This is a genomic window from Vibrio sp. L85 (assembly GCF_963871815.1).
GTDB classification, from domain to species: domain Bacteria; phylum Pseudomonadota; class Gammaproteobacteria; order Enterobacterales; family Vibrionaceae; genus Vibrio; species Vibrio harveyi.
The window spans coordinates 120,481-143,847 of record NZ_CAWMYL010000020.1 but is presented as its reverse complement, the minus strand read 5'-3'; the positions used below and the strand labels follow the sequence as shown (position 1 = coordinate 143,847).

Here is a 23,367-nt window from a genome sequence, read left to right as displayed (position 1 = left end):
ATTCATAGTGTCTGACGTAAACTCCCCCTGGCTTTTAACCGATACGTATGAGACGCTCGCGACAAAAATGGCATATACGATCCAAAGAAGTGTTACAGAGCGATTAGAGTTATTTCTTAACTCTAATCGCTCTGTAAGAAGGCAGCTTTCTTGGAAAAGGGAAACATAGAGACGAAGATAATACCAAAGCAAAGATACGCGACTTCACCCGTCAATACGAGGAAAAGAGAGCGAAAAGCAAGCGCCATCAAGATAGCTATCTCTGACTGCTACTTGAGCCTGGTGCCGTTCACATACTTGTTTTACTATCGCAAGTCCAAGACCATGACCTGTTTTTCCTTTACTTCTTGCGGTATTTGCACTGTAAAACGGGTCAAATAAAAACGGCCAATGTTGAGGTTCGACACCTTTTCCATCGTCATGAACTTCCACGACGACTTCCACATCGTTATACCACAGTTCAATAACAATCTTTGATTCAGCAAATTTAAACGCGTTACGAACGATGTTATCAATAGCACGATTAAACAACTTAAGGTCGACATGTAACGGAACAGTCTTGTTAAGCGGCACCTTCACCAAAGTAAGTTGAGTCTCTTTTTGCCATAGTGCGCATCGCTCTTCTAGCCAATGATTCAAATCTACGGGTTGCAATTGTAGTTCAGAATTACCACGCTCTAGTCGAGAGTAATAGAGCAGCTCATCGACCATATCTTCCATTTCTTGTGTATCTGCAAGAATGCGTGAGATAGCTTTCGCCTGCTTGTCCGTTGGCGCTAAATCACTGAGCAACTCAGCTTGCCATTGAATGCGAAAAATTGGTGTTCTAAGCTCATGAGCAACTGCATTAGTTAGTGACTTGTTGCTATTAATTAAGTCACGTATTTTATCTGCCATGACGTTAAAGCTACGGTTAAGAGTACCAAGCCTAATACTATTTTTTTCTGAAGCGCACTGCATTAAGTCGCCATTAGAGAACGCGATAGTTACAAGTTCAAGATTTTTTAAGCGAAGTTTTATCCGCCAAACTAAGAATAGACCACTAAAAGCAAACCCAGTAATCGCAAATACCCAAATCAAACGATTTTCCAGTTTTATCTTCTTTCTGAGGAACGACTCTTTATCATCCGATAATTCATATACGCTTTGACTTCCCGGTAAACGCAACCAAAGAAAGTCTTCCTCATAGTAATAAGCGTATATTTCTCGATTGGTAAACGCTTTTTGCACCATTTCCGGTGCATCTTTATGGTCCACGATACGCAACAGTTGCCGCGTTTTATTTGCGTAGTCCTCCAAGATAGCTTCGGCTTCATCTATCCCCTTTTCACTCGCAATGATATTGATCAGCTCTTGGGAAGCCTGAGCTTGATGGTCTCTTAGAATATATTCATAGTCTGTGCCAACCTGATAAACGAGAAATGCATAGGAGTATATACTTATAAGAAAGATTAGCGTTAAACCCGCCAAGTATTCAAAATAGATTCTTCGCATTAAAAATGGCCGCCCTTACCAGCGCTCCGGAACAAACAAGTACCCTTTACCGCGCACGGTAATAATCTTTTTTGGTGGCATACTTATATCGTTTAGCTTCTTACGAAGAATTACTATTTTATTATCGATGAAACGATCAAAACCGTCATACTCTACTCCGCGAATCTGCTGAGTTAAAAAGCTTCGTGACAGCACTTGCTCGGGTGAGGAAGCTAGTAACCAAAGTAATTCAAACTCACTCTCAGCCATCGTAATGTCTTGACCTGCATAAACACACGACTTAGTCGTTTTATTTAGAGACAATTTACCGAAATGCAGTTCATTATCGTTAGGTGATAGTTCGTGGTTTCGGCGAAGCAATGTGCGAACCCTTGCCAACAAAACTCGTTGTTGTACAGGTTTGCTTACAAAATCGTCAGCACCAGTTTCTAGCGCCGCCACATGATCAAAATCGTCGTCACTTGCTGTTAAAATCAAAATCTTGCCATTAAATTGACTCCTGCGCACCTGACGGCAGATCGTGAGCCCATCTACTTCAGGGAGCATTAAATCCAGAAGCACAATATCAGGTTGAATCGCCAATATTTGTTCACAGGCTGTTACTCCATCAGCCACCCTGACAACATCAAATGACTGGCTCTCAAAATATTCTTGTAGCATTTCACTTAAAATTTGGTCGTCTTCCACGATTACTAACTTAGGGTTGGTCATAAATCCTTCTTACCATGATGCTTGCTACCCTTTCGAATCGCTTCCTTGAATTGGAATTTAGAACATTCTTCTTGCATAGCTGTGATTTATTTAAACAATTTATTATTTATAAAAATAATATCAATACGTGTATAACATAGAAATAACTATGAATGTAGCTAAAAATAGAAAGTGAGCATGTTTACTTTGACTAACCGTAAAGTTCATAGAGAATGGCTATAAACGTGCAGGTCGATGAGTTTTTCATCAGTCTGCTCTACATGAGCAAACTCGATAAAAGAAGCTAACACAACATAATTAATAATGAGAATTAATTACATCCTTAGAAACCATTTGGGGGTTGAGCTATCCACTGCATATTCAATCAAATATGAGCCGCAGTTAAAAAAGCAAAGTGTGGCAGATTAGGCTTTTATTTATGACGGAGAGATTGTGCCGATAAATGCGACAAAAAGTATGACGGTTTTTCTTAAAATGCTGAACATAACGACTTCCACAACTTGGGAGATCAGACTAATTTGCACAGCATAAATGTCAAACTTCGACAATTTTTGAATTGTGTTTACTTCGTTGTTATAAAAGTATTTTTTTGATTTTAGTCAGGACATTCTGACAAGATTATTCACCTTGGACTACAACATATTTGGGTAGGATATCCCATCATTGAACTGAAATGTGCTGTTCAACAACTAAACAGCTCAACGTTTATCTCATGTTCAACAAATTGCGTAATATAAAAACCATGCCCAAAGACATGGTTTTCCTTCAATCAAGTAAACAAACCGTTTCAGCGCCGCTGTGGTACCGGTTTTTCCCCGCTTTTTTCGCTAAATACATCGCAACATCCGCTTCGTTGATCTTTTCATCTAACGTCGCAGAGTCTTCACGAGACCAATAACTGATACCTATGCTTGCAGAAACTTCACACGTCACGTCTCCCAGAAGAAACGGTTTTTCGAGGCTCTCGATGATCCTCCTAGCAATAGGCTCACTGCTCGACGCATCACGGACCCCAATTAAAAACTCATCTCCAGCCAAGCGCGAAACCAGATCGCGTCGTGCAACGCAGTTCATTAATCGTTGCGCCACGACCTTCAACAATTGGTCTCCAATTGCATGTCCATATTGGTCATTAACGGCCTTAAAACCATCCAAGTCCACAAATAAGATGTGTTGTGATGCGCCAACATCATGCTTCTCTTGGAGTCGACGAACCGCTTTAGCGCGGTTGGCAAGACCGGTCAGGGGATCATGGTTTGCCTGATAATTGAGACGTTTGAGTTCAATATCTATCGTCAAATCAGTAAAGGAAACCACAAAGGCTTCAGCTCTGCCCGTTTCACTTTTTAATACTCGCACTTTCAACTCACATGGTATCACCCGACCTTGCTGGTTTTTCAGCTCCACATGCGTTTTGTAATGTCCTGTTTTTAATAAGCGTAACTTGATCGCTTTTGTTGCTTCAAATGGAGAAAGCAATTCCAGTGTTTTAAGCGCATCCACTTCACCAAACCACTGCGTCGCTGAGTTGTTCTGCGTCTTAATATTCAAAGCACGATCGAGTACTAAAATAGCGTCTTGGTTTTGGTCAAACATCAAATCCAAAAGTTTGCGTCTTTGTTCTGACAGCGCGTGCTCCGTGATATCTCGAAGCTGAATCAGACTGCTCTTTTCAGTATCCATCGGGTTGCAAGAAATAAGGTAGCGCTTAGTTTTATCGACACTGCGTACCTCGATTCCTTCTACCGTGGTATGCGTGTCAATAGCAAACATAATGCGCTCGATTTTTAGCTGAGGCTCAAAGTAGTTCATCAACAAATTGCGGGCATTGGAGTTCACTTCTATGCCACGAAGTTCGCTTTCTGCCACTGGATTGAAATAGGTTACTTGCTCATTCGACGATACAACAAGAACGCAACGTTGCATCGCATCGAGCGCGCTTCGAATATAACGGTTTTTGTCTTCAACTCGTTTCAATACTTGAGCCACTTGAGATTCTCGCTCAGCAAGGCTCATTGTCATTTCGTTAAAACACTCGGTCAGTTTCCCCACTTCATCTTGATGATAAACCGGTAATGCTTTGCGAATAACACCGACCCGCCCCATATGTTCAACTGAGCGATGTAAAGACAACAAAGGAAGCGAAATTAATGAATGCAATAATTTGGCTAATGCCCAAGCACAGATTGAGAGTAACAGGACAATCACACCCAAGGATAACCACATTTTACGTTCATGAATTAGCAAGCTTTCAAGCGAAACCCAAATCTCAAGTGCACCGAGCTTCTCCCCTCCTAACAATACATCATTGTGGCGCATGACTACGCTTTGATTAGCGCACAACAATTCACGACCATGCCAAGCACACTCTTTTGGTAAATCTTCAATAGAAGCGATGGTTTGATCGTGTTGGTTGATCACCACAGCAGAAATAATATCTGGGTCAAAGCTTAAGTTAATCAATTGCTCTTTTGCAGAATACGCATCGTCAAACATCAGGGATGCTTGAAGTGTATTTGCCACGCCTTGACCAAGGATATTGATTCGGCGATCTAAAGCACTCTCTTGCGCAATCACCAAGTATTGTATGGCTAAGGTGCCTAAACCAATCACGATCAAAGTTATCATCAACCATGTTGGAAGCATCATTTTGTGGCGCAAAGGCAGCCGAGCAAGGCGAGAACGGATCATGGAGCCACCTCATCTTCAGCTAAGATAGAAATACTCAACAATTGCGCGCGTAGTTGGACTTTTGTTGGAGCAATGTGGCTGCGAGATATCATGGGCCGGATGCGGTTGTTCTCTTTCACAAATGCCACCATACCGCCTTTTTTAATAAACTTATCTCCGTCACCAATTAAGAGTGAATGGGGAAACTGTTTTCGTCTGGTGGCTATTTTTGAACTATCCGCCTGAGTTAAATATAAAATATGGCAAGAACTTGGCGTCTCGCCTTTGGATAAATCATAAAACCGTGACAATTGAGGTTTGCGTGCGACGATCCGTTGGAGGTGCTCTGCGACCGAGTCATTTTCAGATACGCAATATTCTACAGGAGCAACAGGTTCGCCCGTCGCCACCCAATCCGCCAACAGGGCAAAACGATACAAATACACGGCTTTTAAATCCGCATCTTCGTAGTGAGCAAACGCAAATGTTGCACTAAGCAGCGCCCAAAAAGCTATCAGCCATTTAACGACGACAACCTTTTCTGTTCGTTTTACCATTTGGCGTAATTCCAATCTAGCGTTAGCCAATATTGAGTGCCATTAGCAAAAGAGCTGTAGTTAGTTGGAAACTCTTTGCTCTGGTCAGCGCCTAAATTCTCTACTGATGCCGTGATCTCTGGCAGGCAGTCGTTATACTGCCAGCTAATGGATGCATCAAAAGACACGACTTCGGGCCAGTTATAATCTTTGTTCGCCACGTTGATTGGGTTTAGTGCAGACTCGTAGTCTTTATGCAACTTGGATTCAGACACATATTGCCCACTGACACTCACCCACCATTGAGCTGTGATATCCCACATCACTTGCGCGTTCACAAAATGATTTGGCTCGTTTTCGATACTGCGTTTTACCGCATTGTTTGTACCACAAATATCACCTTCACAATGACCAACAATGCGTTTGTAACTGTAGTTAGCATTGATCTGTACATCATCTCGGGGCTGCCATTTGACCGCAACTTCACCACCAAAGCTTTCACTCCAAATAGGATCAACCAGCGTGGAGGTATATTGCTCCACAACGGTGCCAACCGTACCTGGAGAAGAACCACCCGTGATGATGTTCTGAGTAGCAGATTCTGTCTTATAAACTCGAATATTCTCATGACGGGTATAGAAACCTCCCACGCTAAATTGCAATGCATTGTCATCCCAAAGACGATAGCCCACTTCATAAGTCGAGACTGACTCTACATCTAAATCTTCATTTCCTTCGAGAAGCACACTGTAGTAATAATCGTAATATTGGTTATTGCTAAATAGCACATGTTGCATGTACTGATTTTCACGCATGTAGGTACTCAGCTCCAAACGCGATGGGGTTACGATTGCTTTACCCCAGCCAGCCCAAACCCTTTGGTTATCGGCAAGCTCATAACTCAAGCGGACTTGGGGTTGTGGGTCGATATCATGAGTAAGGTTGTTATATTGCCATCGACTACCAAGGGTTAATTTGGTTCTGTCCGTCAGTGGCACACTCCAGTTTGCGTATAGACCATAAGATTGATTTAAGAAATCAGGATCTTCTGCCACACGCAAATATGGCATGGTGAGTTCATCATACTTTGAAAACGTACCGAACTTTTCGTCAATAAGGCGAATGTTTCCACCAATGGTAAACTCCGTTCCCCAAAGATCGGAAAAGGTATAGTGAGAGTCTAAGTCGGTTCGAAAAAACTGCGCATTGGCATGAGTGCTATCATTAGAACTGTACGTAAACCAGACTTCGTTTTCCCAGCTATCACCATTGGCACGATCGAAAATATGATGACCGCCGACGAAATACTCCTGCATCGTCATTTCTGTTTCGTAGGTACGCATGGGTTCAGAGCCCGGCATGATCATATGCGGCTGATAATTACCCCAGTTGTAATCTTCACGAGAACGAATACCGCCGGCTTGGACACTTAGGGTGTGTTCACGCTTCTGGTAATCCAAACGCCCACCAAAACGCTCGGTATATACATTGAAATGTTGAAACGGTTGTACCCTAGCCTCTTCACTGGTCCAAGGCATATGGTCTACAAATTCACCATACAGACTGTAATTGGCATACTCACCAACTGCACCAGCATGATGAAGTTGATACTCACGATAGTCGTAGTTGCCGAAACTGGCGGCTAGCAGCCCTTTTGGTGAGCCCTCTGCTTCTTTTGTAATAACGTTAATTACCCCAGTGACGGCATTTCCCCCCCAAACCGTCCCAACAGGACCGAGTACAATCTCGATTTGAGCAATGCTGTCCATACTGACTGGAATGAGATCCCAATCCACACCAGACGACATCGGGTTGAACACGCTACGTCCATCGACCATCACCAACATTTTATTGTTGAGCGTTTCGTTATTGCCTCGAACCGTCACGCCCCAATCATAGTTAGAATATTTAGCGACATGAAGACCGGGTGCCAAAGATAACGCATCAGCGACAGAGCGAGCTCCTGAGCGCTTGATCTCTTTAGCGGTGATAACATAAACGGACGCTGGCGTATCCGCCAAAGACTGAGAGGTACGAGTAGCTGAGACCACTTTGGTTTCCGCTAGAGAGCACAAAGGCATCTCCAACAGAGAATCGAGGTCATAGTTGGCAAACACAGGCGTAACAACGCCAAATGAAGAAGCAAAAACGAAGCTGAACGACAAACGCATAAGGTATTTCTCAACGTTTGAACGCTTGGTTAGCTAATTAGCGGGGGGAGTGGTTCAAACGCTAAATGACAATGTATCTATATGAGTACAGTGTACCATTAGCACCCTATCGGTTCATTTTAAACCACCTTATTTTACGCTGAGTAATTTTTATCGAAACGATTAAACTTGTAGCAGTTTTCAATCAACAGCAACCAATAATTGGTCACTGTTGAAGGGCAAGTTATCTTGCGTCTATTAGACAGCAACACACATCGGAGTATCAGAAATCGGGTCACGGAATACTTTCGCTTTCAGGTCAAAAACCTCATCAAGTAATGACTCAGTAAACACTTCATCCGGTGAGCCCTCTGCAATAAGTTGACCTTGTTCAAGAACAATGAGATGGTCGCAGTAACGGCATGCTTGGTTAAGATCATGCAAGACAACCACCACGGTTTTTCCATTGGCATTCATTTGTTGCATCAAATTCATCAACTCGACTTGATGCGACATATCAAGGTAGGTGGTAGGTTCATCTAACATCACGACCTCTGTATCTTGTGCCATGACCATCGCAATCCATGCTCTTTGACGTTGCCCGCCGGATAATGATTCAACCGGTTTATCGGCAAATTCGAATACGCCTGTGTCATGCATTGCTTGTTCCACAATCGTTTTATCATCCTTCCCTAACCTTCCCCAATGGGACAAATAGGGAGAACGGCCGTACTCAACCAGTTTTCTTACTGTGATTCCTTCTGGGCTTACTAAGATTTGGGGCAACAGTGATAACGAGCGAGCTAGGCGTTTATCTCCATAACTCGACAACGGTTTTTCATTAAAAAAGACATCACCAGATAAAGGTTTGTTAATCCTTACTAAGGTCTTCAATAACGTCGATTTACCGCAGCCGTTTGGTCCTATCAACGCGGTAATTTTCCCTTTTGGTATTGAGACTGACAAATTCGGAATGATTGTATTTTTGCCATAGGCGACGGAAAGGTTCTGCGTCTTTAGCATGATTACCAACCTCGATAACGATATAGAAGAAAAATAAAATAAGGCGCTCCGATAACGGACGTAAGCACTCCAGCAGGTAATTCAATCGGTGGTTGAATCCCACGAGCCAAGGCATCAGCACAAGTAACCAGTAATGCGCCAACCAGTGCAGATCCGGGAATCAACAATTTATGGTTATGCCCAAACAACAAACGTGCCAAATGTGGCGCTAATAGTCCGACGAAGCTAATCGTTCCGGCAACAGATACACTGATACTGGCTAGAAGCACCGCTGCTAACAACGCAACCACTTGGATCTGCGTTGGCTTCGCCCCTAAAGTGGTTGCGCTTTCTTCACCCAACCCCATGACATCTAATCGCCATGCTAACCACAGCGCTAGCGGTATCAGCAATAGGAGCGCCCCCCAAATGAAAGGCACTTGCTGCCAGTTTCGCCCCCAAAGGCTACCTGTTAACCAAACCATCGCAGTGTTGATTTCAATGGGATGCGTGACCAATAAGAAGTCGATACCACTGGCGAGAAAAGCACTAACGGCGATACCAATTAACGCTAATCTTGCAGGTGTAGGTTTTGAACGCCAAGCCAGCATCGCAATGAAACCTGCTGCAAATAGACCTCCTGCCATTGCGATCAAAGGTAGCCAACTGAGTGAGATATTAGGAAACCATACTAAGCTTGCCGTTGCCGCTAACCCCGCTCCTGCACTAATTCCCATCAAGTCCGGAGAAGCTAGCGGATTTCTAATCACACCTTGAACTAATAATCCTGATAACCCGAGCCCAGCTCCAACGCCAATTGCGAGTAAAGTGCGAGGAAAGCGGTATTGATGAATAACAAAGTCGTCGTTTGAAAAAGAAACAAGGAGCGTCATGACTTGAGAAGCAGAAAGCGAAGCGGCTCCAACTAATAAGCTCGCAACAGCAGCCAAAGCAACAAGCCCAAACAACAATGCCAGTTTTGTTTGATGAAGCATTACGACCTCCTCATCGCAACAAGGATAAAACAAGGTGTGCCAATCAACGCAGTAAGCACGCCAACCGGTGTTTCAGTGGGAAACGCGATGGCACGTGATAATGCATCAGACCAAGCAACCAGAGCCGCCCCAATCAGTGCCGAGCATGGGATCAGTAAATGATAGTTATGACCTACTATTGGTCTTACTAAGTGAGGAACAAGAAGACCAACAAAGCCAATAGGTCCCGCAATGGCAACGCACGTTCCCGCCAATAAAACAATAGTGATGCCCGTAACGAGCCGAGTCATCTGGATGTTGCTACCTAATCCAACCGCGACTTCTTCTCCAAGAGCCAGTAAATTGAGATTGCGAGCCAACCCCATTGCGAGAACCAATCCAGTCAATGCTGGCGGCCACAGTTGGTTCCATTGTTCCTCGTCCACACTTGCTAAAGACCCCGTCAGCCAATGCAATACACTGTAAGCCATGTCATCCGCAAGAATAAGCGCCGCTCGGGTAAGACCAAGCAGTAGAGCGCTAACTGCTATACCTGCTAAAACCAAACGCAGAGGATGCGAGCGAATAGAAAAAAAACCACCAAGCATCATTACAGAAACGCCACTAAGTAGTGCGCCAAGTACAGCATTAAGAATTGGGTTGATATCGCTGACTATCGGCACGCCAATGGCAGCGAAAGCCATAAAACACGCTGCACCAGCGTTAATACCTAAAATTGAGGGCGATGCCAACGCGTTGCGCGTCAAACCCTGCATCAATAAACCAGCAACAGCGAGGCAAGCTCCAATTGTTAACCCAGCAAACGCTCTCGGAGCACGTAACGTAGCAAGGATTTGATGGCTCATGTTGGTTTCATCAAATGAAAACCAATACCCCACTAAATCATTAAGTGTGAGTGAAAAGTTTGACCAACCAAGCATTGAAGCTACGTACCCTGTCAGAACCAAAGCCAAAACAATAACGACAACAAACATCGCTTTCCATGGCACTTGAGGCTGATGAGGGCTTTCTTTCAATATCGTTGCTTTGTTCATGACGAACCCAAAATCTGTTCTAAGTTCTGCGCCATTTTCTCTGCTGCTAGCATGCCTCGATTAAGAGACCAAAGCTCCGGTGACACTTCAACAATATGTTGTGCTTTTGCTGAAGATAACAACTTGAACAACGGGTTCTTTTTCCATTCATCAATGATGTTTGGTTGCGAGTATGCACCAATCAGCAACCAATCCGGGTTTGTTTTTAATAGCAATTCAAAGCTCGCAGGCAGATAAGCCTTTTCCGTAGCCTGCACTAGTGGGCTCGTAATGCCTAGCTCGCTAAGAACACCACCAGCATAGGATTTAGGGCTGTGGAGCCACATACCTTTGTCTGACACCACCGCAAACTGTACCGTCTGTTTAAGCGCAAAATGCCGCTTATACTCAGCCATGGTTTGTTGATGCAATTGAATACGCTTGTTCATCGCTTTTTGCTTGTTAAGTGCGATTCCTATCTTACGCGCAGACTCTAGATTTTCATGATACGTTTCACCACGGCTTTTTAGCAGCAACGTGGGTGCGATGCGATTGAGGTCTTGATAGATCGTGCGGTGGCGCTCTGCATCCGCAATGATCAAATCCGGTTTTAGCACAGCGATAGCCTCTAAACTCGGCTGAGAACGCATACCAACAGATTGCCATGGCTGAACTAAATCACGTACTGCTGTGATCACTCTTGATGCATCGTTGTCATCTGCAACACCGACGGGTGACACACCAACTGCTGCTAACGCATCCACAAAAGAAAACTCCAAAACGACAACGCGTTTAGGTGTGCTTTCTAATTTAAATGTCCCTTGTTCATCTTGTACGTCACGAGTTTTTGCTGAACTTGGAAAAGACATAACGCTTATGAACAATAAGAGAAATGCAGCAAGTCGTAAGTTCATCGATAGAAACCGAGATTCGTTTTCCATGTTTTTATATCCCCAACACTAAGATCGTGAAAGTCGCCAACGTAAATTGGCGACTTTGAATTGTGTTAACATCAAACAATAACGAGTTAGAACTGGTAATTCAGATCCAAAGTGTAAGAACGTCCTGGCGCCGGGTATCGACCAACAGGGCTGGTATCAATACCTCGGAAATAGTAGTCCTCATCAAACAAGTTGTTCACAGCAACATTCATACGTAGCTTACCCTTGTCATCCTTGTATAGATCAGTACCAAGGTTGAAGTTCCAAACCATGTAAGCCGGTACTTTACCCTTCGCTCCCGTCGCGTCTTCTTCACTCGTATTTGCGTTGTCAGAATATGCGTCACTGAAGTAGTAGCCAGATAGTGTTATATCTACTTTTGAGAACGCGTAGGTAGCATCCCAGCTAAGCTGATGTTTTGACGTATAAGGAAGTCGATTACCCTTGTTGGCGCCCTCTTCTTCTAGCGTTGCGTCTAAGTAGTTGTAGCTTGCACCTAGGCTAAGTGCTTGTACGGATTCAGGAACGTAACGAGCCGATAGCTCAATACCTTGGTGAAGCGTCTTACCAATGTTTTCAAAGGTTTGGGTTGCACTCTGCCATTGTAGTTGGTCTTTAAAGTCAATGCGGTACAAAGCAGCGTTAAAGCTGGTTGAATCATGTGTATAACGAGCACCCAACTCGTAGTTCCACGCAAGCTCACTGCCCTCTTTACCTAAACCTCGAATGTATGCAATTTGAGGTGCGCGCAACGATTTCTGAGCGTTCGCATAACCAACCCATTGCTCAGTCAGATTATACGCGACCGTTAGACCCGGTAGCCATTCCGTCACTTTGTTATCTGTACTCTGTGCTTTTCCTAAGTCATCAAACGTCATGTCGACAGACTCGTAGCGAATGCCCGGAGTTACTTTTAACGCATCATTAAACAGACCTACTTCATTGCTAATATAGCCAGCAAATGCATCGGTATCCAAATGCCAATCACGAGGTACTTTCGTCGCACCACCAGCAATTGGAGTTTGAGTCAGCTTGTAGTCGATGTCTTCATTTACATAGCGAGCACCAACGATCCAGTTTTGCGTCACCGCACTGCCTTCGCCAAAGTGCATCGCGAGCTTAGGTTCTACTCCATATACTTTGAACTCTCGTGGAGAAGTACGCACGTCAGTTGAAGGCAAAGCTGGATCTGCCCAGTGACCACCTGCGCCATTAAAGCCCCACTGGAAGAAACGCTCAGAGTTATGACCAAAGGCTTGAACTTGCAGCTCTGCACTGTCCGCAATGTTTAAGTCTTGAATGTATTTCAAACTCCAACGCGTTGATTTCCCCTGATATTCATCGTAAGGACGCTTAGATTGGTTGCGATCTTTTTTATAATCGTCTGGCGACAAGGCACCGGGCATTTGTGTGTCCGCATCATACCTTTGAATGAATGCTTGCAACTCTTGAGTGTCGCTCAACAACCAGTTTGCTTTAACTTGGAAGTTTTTTACGTCTGTATCAGAATGTTCTCTGAAGCTTTCGCCTTTTAAAAAGTTACCTTCTAATTGAATTGCAAACGTATCCGTTAACCACCCGCCCGTTCTTAAATAGAAGTCGTTCAGTGGCGTATCGCCGCCTTCAAACACAGTTAAGCGATTACTTATTTCAGTCTGCCAAGTGTTTGGAATCGGTTTAGTCACCAAGTTAATGACGCCACCCACGTTGTTTGGACCATATTGAACAGCCGCACCACCACGTACAATATCGATGCGATCAATCATGGATAACGTTGCTGGGAAAATGGATTGTCCGGTGTGACCATATGGCGCCAGCGTAAGAGGGACACCATCCATCAAGAACTGAGCATGACCACTGCGACTTGCTTTTAAGCCTCGAACCGAAATGTTAGGCAGTACACCGGTGCCAGTTTCATCTTGCACCTTAATACCAGGTACACTTTGCAGCGCTGAATCGATTGAATGAGCGGCCGTCTTTTCAATTTGCTCACTCGTCAGGACCGTACGTGCTCCTGGGTATTCTTTTACATCTTCTATTGCTGAATTGCCGATAACACTCGCAGTGACAACAACCGTCTCCATCGTAGTGGTTTGAGGTTCAGAGGCAGCAAATGCATTCATGGAGGTGACAGAAGCAATCGCGGTCGCAAGCACACTTAAACGCAGCTTAGCTTGGGGGTTACCATCCATATTTTGGTAAAGCATGGGGGTCTCCTTTAAGAGAAGTAAGGGTCAAAGAGAAAAAAGCGGCTTTGACCCTATGGGCTAACAATCCTCAAAACGAGGTAAGAAAGCTCGCTAACAAGTAGCGAGAATTCGAAAATAATTAGAATCGGTATCCATAGCTGAGCATGAATTCCGCTGGCGCACCGTAACCAATCTGGTTCAATCCAGACTTGCCATTGGTGGCACCTAGGATGTATTTCTCATCAAACACGTTGTAAGCGTTTGCTTGGATTTTGTGACGACCTGTTGTGTAAGCAGCCATCAAATCCACTGTAGTGTAATCACCAAGTGCTACCGCTTCATCGTTACCAGCGTAGCGGTCACCTACGTACTTAACACCACCGCCTAAACGCCAGTTGTCATCAAGCTGATACGTGCTCCACAATGAGAACAGATGGTCAGACACGTCATTTGGTTTTTTACCCGTGTCTTTGTCTTCCGCATCAAGGTAGCTATAACCAACTGAGATATCCCATTGCTGCGTGATCTGACCGCGCGCTTCCAATTCGATACCCTGGTGGCGAGCTTCAATCTTATTGATCACATCACCATCGATATTGGTTTGCGGTTGTTCTTGGTCGATTTGGAACACAGCAGCGTTCAGCATTAGAGCGTTGTCTAATAGATAGGCTTTTGCGCCAACTTCTTTCAGGTCGGTATGGAAAAATTCAGCCAGTTTTGGATTGATGTAAATACCAGAGTAAGGTAACTGCCATGAACGCGCTAAACTCGCATACACAGACATGTCATAGTTAATTCGGTAGACCAAACCAGCACGGTAGCTGACTTTGTTATCGTCGAGATCTTCTTTCGCTGCCCCGGCTTTTTGTTGCTCAAGATCCATTGAGTCATAACGCACGTTACCAATCACAGAAAGATCACCAAACGTGTAAACATCTTGAATGTAGATGCCCGCTGTTGTGGTCGTGTTATCACGGAAAGGTTTAAAGCCAGGGTTTGGCGTTGGTCCTACTGTAGGGTTGTAAATATTTTTTGGAGGCAGCGTCTTGTCACTGGCTAAAGTCAAATCAATATTGATCTGGTTATAGTCTGCGCCAATCATCATTTGGTTGGATTCTGTCTCCCAAACTAACTCAGATTGCAGAGTCGTTGTTGTGCGAGGGTCGTAGCCAAAATTGTTCACCGTTTGAGAAACTTCATCACCCACAACAGCGCCTTGACGAGTGCCCTTTTGTTCCAGTTCAATGCGGTTGTATGAAGCACGGTTTGTCCAAGCCCATTCATCGTTTAAACGCCATTCATAATTAACTGCCATACGAAGGCTGTCCGATTCTTGGTAGTCATTGGTTCCACCAAAGAACGTGCTTTCTGAAACGTCAACTGGCTTGCCGTTTTTTGATGGCACACCTCGGTAAGGAACTAGCTCTTGATGAGCATATTCAACATCAAAATCAATGGTATGCCCATCAGCAGGCAATACGCGAATCGTCGGTGCAATAAAGAAATCATTAGAATCGACATGGTTTACGTAAGAGTCTGCTTGGCGATACTCTAAGTTAATACGACCATTGACCTTGTCGCTAAATGCCATAGAACTATCAATCTGACCAACAAATTGATTGTTACTGCCAACACTGCCATTCACATTCGTGAAATTGTCACCATTAGCACGTTTGGTCACCAAATTAATGATGCCCCCCGCCGAGCCTCTGCCATACAGCGCACCAGCAGGTCCTTTTACCACCTCGACACGTTCAATGTTTGCCAGACTACGGTAGGACTGCAATGTACCGTCATCTCTCATTCCATCACGATACATATCATTAAGGGCGTCGAATCCACGAATCACAAACTGATCTCGGCTACCCTCGCCTAAGGTATTGTTCACACCAGCGACACCATCTAGCGCGTCAACTAAGCGCACTGCTCCGCGATCTTGCATTTCAGTCTTAGTCACAACCGATACCGCTTGCGGAACGTCTAACCATTCAACGTCCGTTTTGGTGCCTGACTGTGGCATGTGCTCGGCGTAACCTTCGTACCTATGACCAACAACTTGTACGGTTTCATTCGCTTCAACGTTTTCTGATGCCGATACACTCGGCACGACTGCCACTGCAGTTAACGTTCCACCTATAGCTAATGCTAATGGGGACAAGGTCAACTTCATTTCCATTTTTTTAATTCCGTTAGTTTATAAAATTGCCAACAGGTGCGAATGTAAACCAATATCATTTGTGTTTGCAATATAAAAATTATGATCTATATTTGTTTGCCCCATGTAACTGGGGAAATAACAAAATAATCAATAAAATCAGAATAATAATAAAACCTTTCCCTAAAATACCGCGAAAGAGACGCATTGGAAGCCGGCTGTGAGCACGCAGTAACAACGTTAGAAAAATTAGGAAAGTCCCATGAAATCAACGATGATCATCGTGAGTCATGTCGTTAATGATGCAGTCACCCACGGCTTCGTACCTGCAGCAAAAGCGATGGGTCTTCACGTCGTGTTGATCACTGACCATAAGCTCAACCATCTCAAGTTGGCCAGTGAAGATAACCAGTTCAACCCCGATGACATTCTAGAATGTGATGTTTTCAATCCACTTGAACTCATCGAGGTCATCACGGAGCACGAATTACACCCTAGCGCTATTTTTAGTAACAGCGATCACTTGCAAACCTCAACAGCTATCTGTGCTCAATTCTTTAACTTGCCCGCTAAAGACTGGACTGTGACGTTAAAAGCTAAGAACAAGCACCTAACTCGCCAAGTCCTCAATGACAAATCATTGCCGAGCACACCAAGTATCTTGCTGCATCAAGGTGACTCATCGCCTCGCAAGACACTCAATTTCCCTGTCGTCGCAAAGCCAAAGGAAGGCGTTGCAAGTTTGGATGTTCAACGCTGCGACACCGATGCCGCACTTGGGGATTATTGCGATGTATTCTGGCAAAAACACCCAACCACTCCTGTCTTGGTTGAAGAGTTTTTGCAGGGCCCGCTTATCACAATAGAAACATTAGGGGATGGCGATAACTTACTCGCCGTTGGTGGGTTTGATGTCGAACTGTCTGCCCCACCGCACTTTATCGAGATGGCGGCGTGTTGGAATGGTACTCGCAGCGTCCAATTTCGTGACGAATGCCTCCGCCAGTTGAAAGTTTTTGGTGTCGGATTCGGCGTGTGCCATAGCGAATTTATTATCACCGATTCCGGTCCCGTGTTGGTGGAGGTCAATTATCGCAGTATCGGAGATGGACGCGAGTTTCTACTTAATAACCTGAGCCATCATCAGTGGTTTAGCACCATTTTAAAACTGCATCTTGGAGACAAACTTGAACTGGACTTTACTATCCAAGGTAGCGCTCAAGTGCACTATGTTGTCGCCGACACGAGCGGAACCATAGCAGGTACATCAACATCTTTCATTCACCAAGAAGGCGATATTGTTACGCAACAACAGGTTCTTAAGCCCGCTGGAGAGCACATCCAACAAAGCTATTCAAACAAAGACTACCTAGCCAGGATTTCCATTAGCTCACCATCCGGACAGTCATTGCAGCCTTCACTCAAACAGGCTCTCGCCACTTTCAACCTTGTGCCAGTCGAAGAGGTAACGGCATGAACGACAACGTTTTATATCTCACCCAGCGTTTAATCGATACGTGTCTACGCGAAGATTTATTTGGTTTAGTTTCTCAAGGCGCTTTCATTAATGCTTTACCCAACAAATTGAACATCAATGCTTATGGCGCAGACCAAACTTGGCTCGCCTTCTCAACACAAGATTTAAATCTTTACTTACCTGTTACGCCTTTTTATTACATGCAGCGATGGGTCTACGGCGTGACTAACCACCATGCGCCAACCTGCTGGTTTGTAGAGAAAAATGGAACCGTTGAATCACAACAACATTATCGCGATTGGATTGAAGTATTAAAAGCTTGTGCTCACGAAAGCTCTCATTCGTTACTCGATGGATATCTACAAGAACTCGAATGTGCGGAAAAGCATAAAGGCTTATGTGACAAAGCATTCGAGCAAAACTCAGCAGCATTGATGCAGCCAATATCGGAACTCAATGGTTGGGAACGTAAACTGTTACAAGCAGACCAAATCGCTTCATATTTGGATCATCCATACTATCCGACAGCTCGAGCAAAATTTGGACTGAGTGATAATGACTTAGCGCAATATGCACCGGAGTTTGCCAAGAGTTTTACTTTGCGTTGGTTAGCCATTGATAAATCACTAGTGACCTTAACCTCTGCGCCTCCTGAGTGCTGGCCGACAATGGAGCAAGTTGGATTGCCTGCCGACTTCTCACTGAGTCATGACTTGTTCCCTGCTCATCCGTTAACTTTACGCAGTTTAGAGTCACTACCTGAAGGCGTGATTGAAGCGCCACTCGCTTTTCTCGAGGTGACACCAACCTTATCGGTGCGCACTGTGGTAGTGAACCAAACACCGAATGTTCATATAAAAGTGCCACTTATTATGCGTTCGTTAGGAACTAAGAACATTCGTCTTATTAAACCATCGACACTGTATGACGGTCATTGGTTTGAGCGTTTGTTAACGCATTTAGAGCAAAGTGATAGTGAGCTAAGTGGCACGCTTTTCCACTGTAACGAAAAGCATGGTGGGCACGTTGACGATGATAAAACGTTCGCTTACATTGTGCGCGAATACCCTGTTCACCACTGCGAAGACCAAGCATTAGTGCCTGTTGCAGCCCTTGCCAGCCCAATGCCTGATGGTCGCTTGTTCCTTGAGCATCTCGCTGAACAATACTACCAGCAAGATACATTGGCTTGGTTTACCGACTACGTTGATCTGTTATGTAAAGTGCATCTGACTCTTTGGTTGCGTTATGGCATTGCTTTGGAATCCAATCAGCAAAACGCCATCATTGCGTTCAATAAAGAAGGCAAAATGACGTTAGCTATGAAGGACAATGACGCCGCTCGTATCTGGCCAAATCGTTTCAAAGCGTTTGAACAGCATTCCCCTGTTCAGTGCGATCAACTACTGGATCAACGAATTAAGGTCGATAATGAACTCGCGCTGGGTCAGATGTTTACCACGATTACGCTACAACTGGATATTGCCGCAATTGTTGAGGCAATGGCAGCGAAAGGGATTGCTTCAAGCGCCTCTTTGTACGCAGTAGTCGCACGAAGCCTCGCTTATTATATCGACTACTTAGGCGCACAAGGTCACGAAACAAAATTGGCACGCGAACTCTTATTTGATTCCCCAGATTTGTACGCCAAATATTTGTTGAGCTCAGGGAGTCTACTTTCCAAAGAAGCATCAGGTGCAAGCGATATCAACAAATATTATGGGTTATCCGCGCCCAACTTCTTGTTGTTAACCAGCGAAGACGCTCAACATGCTTATCTCACTGCCATTAAACAGAGCGTGAGCTAATTAATCATGACCAAACTCATCTACAGCGTACTGCTTTGCCATTTTATCGCTGCATTTGCTGCGTTAGGCATGCCGTTGTTCTTACCGACGGTGTTACCCACTTTTGGAGCCCACATAAATGCAGACTGGGCAGGTGTTTTGTTTATTCTCCCTACCTTCTGCACTGCTATGGCCGCTCGTTTTTGGGGGCAGTTTGCCGACCAATACGGCAGACGCCGTTCTCTACTGCGCGCTCAAGTTGGTCTCGCCGCGGGGTTTATGCTGTGTGGCTTAGCAACAACGCTACCCATGTTTGTGTTTGGTCTCATTATTCAAGGAACGTTTGGCGGAACAATGGCAGCGTCTAATAGCTACCTTTCAAGCCAAATAGAAGATACGAAAGCGCTGAGTAAAACGCTCAATAAAACCCAACTATCTGCTCGTTTGGCTCTGATAGTGGCACCCATTGGGCTAGGATGGACGTTATCGGAATCCAACCCGCTGAATGCATACCTGTGGTTAGCCGTATTGCCACTTGTGGCATTTGCGATCACGCTTACCCTACCCATCGATCAAACCGAAACGCCTTCCCCCCAATCGGACGCTCTTGTAGACAAATCTGATGTTATGTCGGACTGCTCGTTACGTGCTCTACATTGGGTGTTTGGCGCTCAGTTTAGCTTTGCTTTCGCTATGGTAGTGACCTTCCCGTACTTCTCGCCTTATGTTGAGCAATACGGCAACGTGAATCCGGCATGGATCGGCTTCTTGTATGCGCTTCCTCATGGAGTTTATCTTGTGTTTGCAACCAAGATTCATGCACTTTCAGAGAAGATCAACCGCCACCAGCAGCAACGTACACTTTGGTTGGGGTTTGCCTTACTCTCCCTCAGTTGCCTCATGCACCTCGTTCAACATGAAGTCTTACTGATTGTAGCTCGCATCGTGTTTGGCTGTGGCATGGTTTGCTGTTACCAAGGTTTACATCAAGCGCTTGCAACCCGACTTAATAGGCAACAATGCGGCAAAGTGTTTTCTCGCTTTGATGCAATGTCTAAATGGGGCGGAGTTGCCGCAGGTCTTAGCGCATCTTCTATTATCCGCTTCTATTCGCTCGACGTTCCTTTTCTCCTTTCTGCGTTGGTCAGTGCTTTGACTCTTATCGCACTGATCATCCATTCAAAATTTGGGCATCAACATGTTACAAACGCCATTGTCTCCAAGTGAAACGCTTGCGAAAAGCCAAGCACAACTCAACAATAGAAAAGCTCAGCTCAACACCATAACGGGCGTCGTCAACTGCTATCTACGCGAATACGCGATCCCTAACAAGCAAGTTGAATGGCAGTACCGTTCAACATCTTTACCACAAACATTGAAGCGTAACTATTCACAACAACAGCGCGTGGGCATCCATCTTCCCCATCAAAACGGTGTTTTGTTGTTGCCTGCTGAGTACGTGAGTCAGCTTGGTAAAGTCAAACTGATTGATATGCCCTGGAGCAAAATGCCGGGCTCTGGATGGCATAAATTAGATGCAATCCAAACACTGACACTGTTACTGAACTATCTAAAACAAGTGTTAACGATTCCATTCAACAATGAGCTTGTGGCTCAAATGGAAAATAGCCTGTTGGTAACGGAGCAATTTCTAAACGCAAACACAAGACCTCAACAGCACAATGCTTTTATCGCTTCAGAGCAGTCATTGCTTTGGGGGCACTCCTTCCACCCAACGCCAAAAAGCCGTTCCGGCGTGAGTATGGATGATCTATTAGCATGCTCACCAGAAGTGGGAGCCAGCGTCCCGCTATATTGGTTTGAAGTGGATAATACATTGCTCGATGTGCTTCGCTCGGATGAACGTCATACTCCTAAGTCGATGATTGAGCAATTGGCACCAGAAAAGCCGCACTCTGGAGACGCCACCCTCTACCCTTGCCATCCATGGGAGAGCTACACGATCTTGCAAAACCCATTAGTTCAACGAGCGATTGAACAAGGAAAAATGACGCCATTAGGGCTAAGCGGAGAAAAAATGCTGCCAACATCATCGGTGCGTACCATGTACCACCCTGAAACAGAATGGTTCGCCAAGTTCTCGATTAACGTCCGCTTGACCAACTGTGTGCGTAAAAACGCATGGTATGAACTCGATAGTGCGGTGCAACTGAGCTCGATTTTGCGTCCGATAAAAGAAAGTGAGCAGTTACAGAATCCGGTTTTCAAAGTGATGACGGAACCTTTTGCCACCACCATCAACTTGGAATCGATTGATTCCGAGCAAAAAGAAGATCTGACGAAAGCCCGAGAGTCGTTTGGTATCCTATATCGAGAAAACCTATCCTTGTGTGAAATTGATGTACTAGAACCAACGTTAGCGGGAGCACTATTCGCCTATGATCGCAATGGCGACAGCTGTATCGCTGCTCAATTAGAAACTAAAGCACAAGCATCAGAAACAACGTATCACAACATCGCGACTTTATGGTTTGAGCGCTACTTACACTGCTTAATTCCCGGCGTATTCAACTACTACTTTAAACATGGCGTCGCATTTGAGCCTCATTTGCAAAACACACTCATTGGGTTTGAAAAAGGCATGCCCTGCTGCGTGTGGATACGCGATCTAGAAGGCACCAAATTGCTTCCAGAATTCTGGTCACCGGAGTCATTGAACCAGCTTTCTGAACGCGCTCGCCAATCGGTTTATTACAGCCGGGAACAAGGTTGGAATCGTATTGGTTACTGTACCTTCATCAACAACATCAGTGAAGCCATTTTCTTTATTGCGGAAGGAGACCAAACGCTTGAGAAAACGCTTTGGAACTCGGTTAAAAGCGCAATTGTTCGCTGGCAATCCGTCAATGGCAAACAACCTGAGCTTGAATCCTTGATAAACGGCGGCAATTTCCCGAGCAAAAACAACTTTACTACGCGCTTAATGCAAAGAGCGGATAAAGAATCCAACTACACCCAAGTTCCAGTGCCATGGGCGAATCACCAAGGAGCCAATCATGCTTAATTCTTCACAGCTTCCGTTGCACGTCCAACAAGAAGTTTTGCAATTGGCAGAGCAACACATGCAGCCACTATGTGCCTACCTTTATGACCTAAAGGCGCTGGAGCAACACATTAAACAGATGAAACACGTTCTACCCAAAAATGTTGAGCTGTTTTATGCCGCGAAAGCCAACCCATCAGAGCCAATCTTGAAAACACTCGCGCCTTATGTCGACGGTTTCGAAGCTGCGTCCGGCGGAGAGCTTGCTCATCTGCACGAACAACAACTCAATATGCCCTTGATCTTCGGCGGTCCGGGCAAAATGCCAAGCGAACTTAAGCAAGCGATTGAGCTCAACGTAGATGCAATTCATGTCGAAAGCCTCACTGAATTGCATCGCATTGGTGCATTAACAGAAAAGCTGAACCGTTCTGCCTCGATTTTTCTACGAATGAACATCGATATTGGCGATATCACCTTAAGCAAACTCGCCATGGGTGGGAAACCCACGCCTTTTGGATTGGATGAAAGCGAGTTAAGTAACGCACTCACTCTGCTGCGTGATTTTCCAAACGTGCACCTAAAAGGTTTCCACTTCCATTTAATGTCTCATCAACTCGAGGTAGATCGTCACCTAGCATTAATGCAACGTTACTTCCAAGTCGTTAAAGCTTGGCAAACACAATTTGAGCTGGATGAAGTAATGATCAACCTTGGCGGAGGTATGGGCATTAACTACCAAAATGATGAGCAGCACTTCCCTTGGATTGAATTTTGCGACAAGTTAGAGTTTTTGATCGCGAAAGAACAAGTTCAAGATTGGAAACTGCGATTTGAATGCGGACGTTACATCTCTGCACCATGCGGCTATTACGTTATGGAAGTGTTAGACATCAAGCAAAACTTAGGCGAGAACTTTGTCATTGCGCGTGGTGGTACACATCACTTCCGCACTCCTGCGGCACAAAGTCACGATCATCCATTTGCGATTTTAGCGAGTAATAAACCCAAAGCCATATCACAGCCGATTACGCACTCACACGCGACATTCGTCGGTCAACTTTGTACGCCAAAAGACGTTCTTGCGAGAAATCAAAACATTACTCACCTCGATATTGGAGATTATGTCGTGTTCACGCTTGCTGGCGCCTATGCTTGGAACATCTCTCATCAAAACTTCTTAATGCACGAACCTCCACTATTCCACTATTTCTAACACTCGCAATCAAATAGTTCCGCAGAA

16 protein-coding genes are annotated in these 23,367 nt (G+C 44.9%); 5 read left to right on the top strand and 11 right to left on the bottom strand.

Features of this window, described 5'->3' with window-relative positions; all coding sequences use genetic code 11:
- Nucleotides 1–204: 204 nt before the first annotated feature.
- From AACR11_RS03890 to AACR11_RS03840, 11 genes are all read right to left on the bottom strand, one after another.
- A complete protein-coding gene (locus tag AACR11_RS03890) occupies nucleotides 205–1,494 on the bottom strand; it encodes an ATP-binding protein (RefSeq protein WP_029789535.1) in 1,290 nt (429 codons plus the stop codon).
- Nucleotides 1,495–1,509: 15 nt separating this feature from the next.
- Entirely contained in the window at nucleotides 1,510–2,205 is a 696-nt protein-coding gene (locus AACR11_RS03885; protein WP_029789534.1) for a response regulator transcription factor, read from the bottom strand.
- Between the two features lie 765 nt (nucleotides 2,206–2,970).
- On the bottom strand, nucleotides 2,971–4,896 hold the full coding sequence (locus tag AACR11_RS03880) for a diguanylate cyclase domain-containing protein (protein WP_029789864.1): 1,926 nt from the start codon (nucleotides 4,894–4,896) through the stop codon (nucleotides 2,971–2,973).
- Nucleotides 4,893–5,432 carry a YfiR family protein gene (locus tag AACR11_RS03875; protein ID WP_017819176.1) on the bottom strand — a complete coding sequence of 180 codons (540 nt, stop codon included), beginning with the start codon at nucleotides 5,430–5,432 and terminating at the stop codon, nucleotides 4,893–4,895. Before AACR11_RS03875 ends, AACR11_RS03880 begins: the two co-directional genes overlap by 4 nt.
- Nucleotides 5,426–7,582, bottom strand: a complete 2,157-nt coding sequence (locus AACR11_RS03870; RefSeq protein ID WP_029789865.1) for a TonB-dependent receptor plug domain-containing protein — start codon at nucleotides 7,580–7,582, stop codon at nucleotides 5,426–5,428. The genes AACR11_RS03875 and AACR11_RS03870 overlap by 7 nt, the downstream gene beginning before the upstream one ends.
- Nucleotides 7,583–7,819: 237 nt before the next feature.
- On the bottom strand, nucleotides 7,820–8,584 hold the full coding sequence (fecE, locus tag AACR11_RS03865; RefSeq protein ID WP_017819178.1) for a Fe(3+) dicitrate ABC transporter ATP-binding protein FecE: 765 nt from the start codon (nucleotides 8,582–8,584) through the stop codon (nucleotides 7,820–7,822).
- Between the two features lie 2 nt (nucleotides 8,585–8,586).
- A complete protein-coding gene (locus tag AACR11_RS03860) occupies nucleotides 8,587–9,558 on the bottom strand; it encodes an iron chelate uptake ABC transporter family permease subunit (protein WP_029789866.1) in 972 nt (323 codons plus the stop codon).
- On the bottom strand, nucleotides 9,558–10,532 hold the full coding sequence (locus AACR11_RS03855) for a FecCD family ABC transporter permease (RefSeq protein ID WP_050582048.1): 975 nt from the start codon (nucleotides 10,530–10,532) through the stop codon (nucleotides 9,558–9,560). Before AACR11_RS03855 ends, AACR11_RS03860 begins: the two co-directional genes overlap by 1 nt.
- Before the next feature lie 56 nt (nucleotides 10,533–10,588).
- Nucleotides 10,589–11,512: a Fe(3+) dicitrate ABC transporter substrate-binding protein gene (locus AACR11_RS03850; RefSeq protein ID WP_029789868.1), complete on the bottom strand. Its 924-nt coding sequence runs from the start codon at nucleotides 11,510–11,512 to the stop codon at nucleotides 10,589–10,591.
- Nucleotides 11,513–11,598: 86 nt separating this feature from the next.
- Nucleotides 11,599–13,719, bottom strand: a complete 2,121-nt coding sequence (locus AACR11_RS03845) for a TonB-dependent receptor family protein (protein ID WP_029789869.1) — start codon at nucleotides 13,717–13,719, stop codon at nucleotides 11,599–11,601.
- Nucleotides 13,720–13,840: 121 nt separating this feature from the next.
- Nucleotides 13,841–15,877 (bottom strand): TonB-dependent receptor, encoded by a 2,037-nt coding sequence (locus tag AACR11_RS03840; RefSeq protein ID WP_029789870.1) that lies wholly within the window; start codon nucleotides 15,875–15,877, stop codon nucleotides 13,841–13,843.
- A gap of 241 nt (nucleotides 15,878–16,118) precedes the next feature.
- On the opposite strand from AACR11_RS03840, the gene AACR11_RS03835 reads away from it, so the two are divergent.
- From AACR11_RS03835 to AACR11_RS03815, 5 genes are read left to right on the top strand one after another with little or no spacing between them, the layout of a single operon-like run.
- On the top strand, nucleotides 16,119–17,333 hold the full coding sequence (locus AACR11_RS03835; protein WP_079325543.1) for an ATP-grasp domain-containing protein: 1,215 nt from the start codon (nucleotides 16,119–16,121) through the stop codon (nucleotides 17,331–17,333).
- Entirely contained in the window at nucleotides 17,330–19,141 is a 1,812-nt protein-coding gene (locus AACR11_RS03830) for an IucA/IucC family protein (RefSeq protein ID WP_029789874.1), read from the top strand. Before AACR11_RS03835 ends, AACR11_RS03830 begins: the two co-directional genes overlap by 4 nt.
- Before the next feature lie 6 nt (nucleotides 19,142–19,147).
- Nucleotides 19,148–20,347 (top strand): MFS transporter, encoded by a 1,200-nt coding sequence (locus AACR11_RS03825; RefSeq protein WP_029789875.1) that lies wholly within the window; start codon nucleotides 19,148–19,150, stop codon nucleotides 20,345–20,347.
- Nucleotides 20,319–22,145 carry an IucA/IucC family protein gene (locus AACR11_RS03820; protein ID WP_029789876.1) on the top strand — a complete coding sequence of 609 codons (1,827 nt, stop codon included), beginning with the start codon at nucleotides 20,319–20,321 and terminating at the stop codon, nucleotides 22,143–22,145. Before AACR11_RS03825 ends, AACR11_RS03820 begins: the two co-directional genes overlap by 29 nt.
- Nucleotides 22,138–23,340 carry a type III PLP-dependent enzyme gene (locus tag AACR11_RS03815; RefSeq protein ID WP_029789878.1) on the top strand — a complete coding sequence of 401 codons (1,203 nt, stop codon included), beginning with the start codon at nucleotides 22,138–22,140 and terminating at the stop codon, nucleotides 23,338–23,340. The genes AACR11_RS03820 and AACR11_RS03815 overlap by 8 nt, the downstream gene beginning before the upstream one ends.
- The last annotated feature ends 27 nt before the right edge of the window (nucleotides 23,341–23,367 follow it).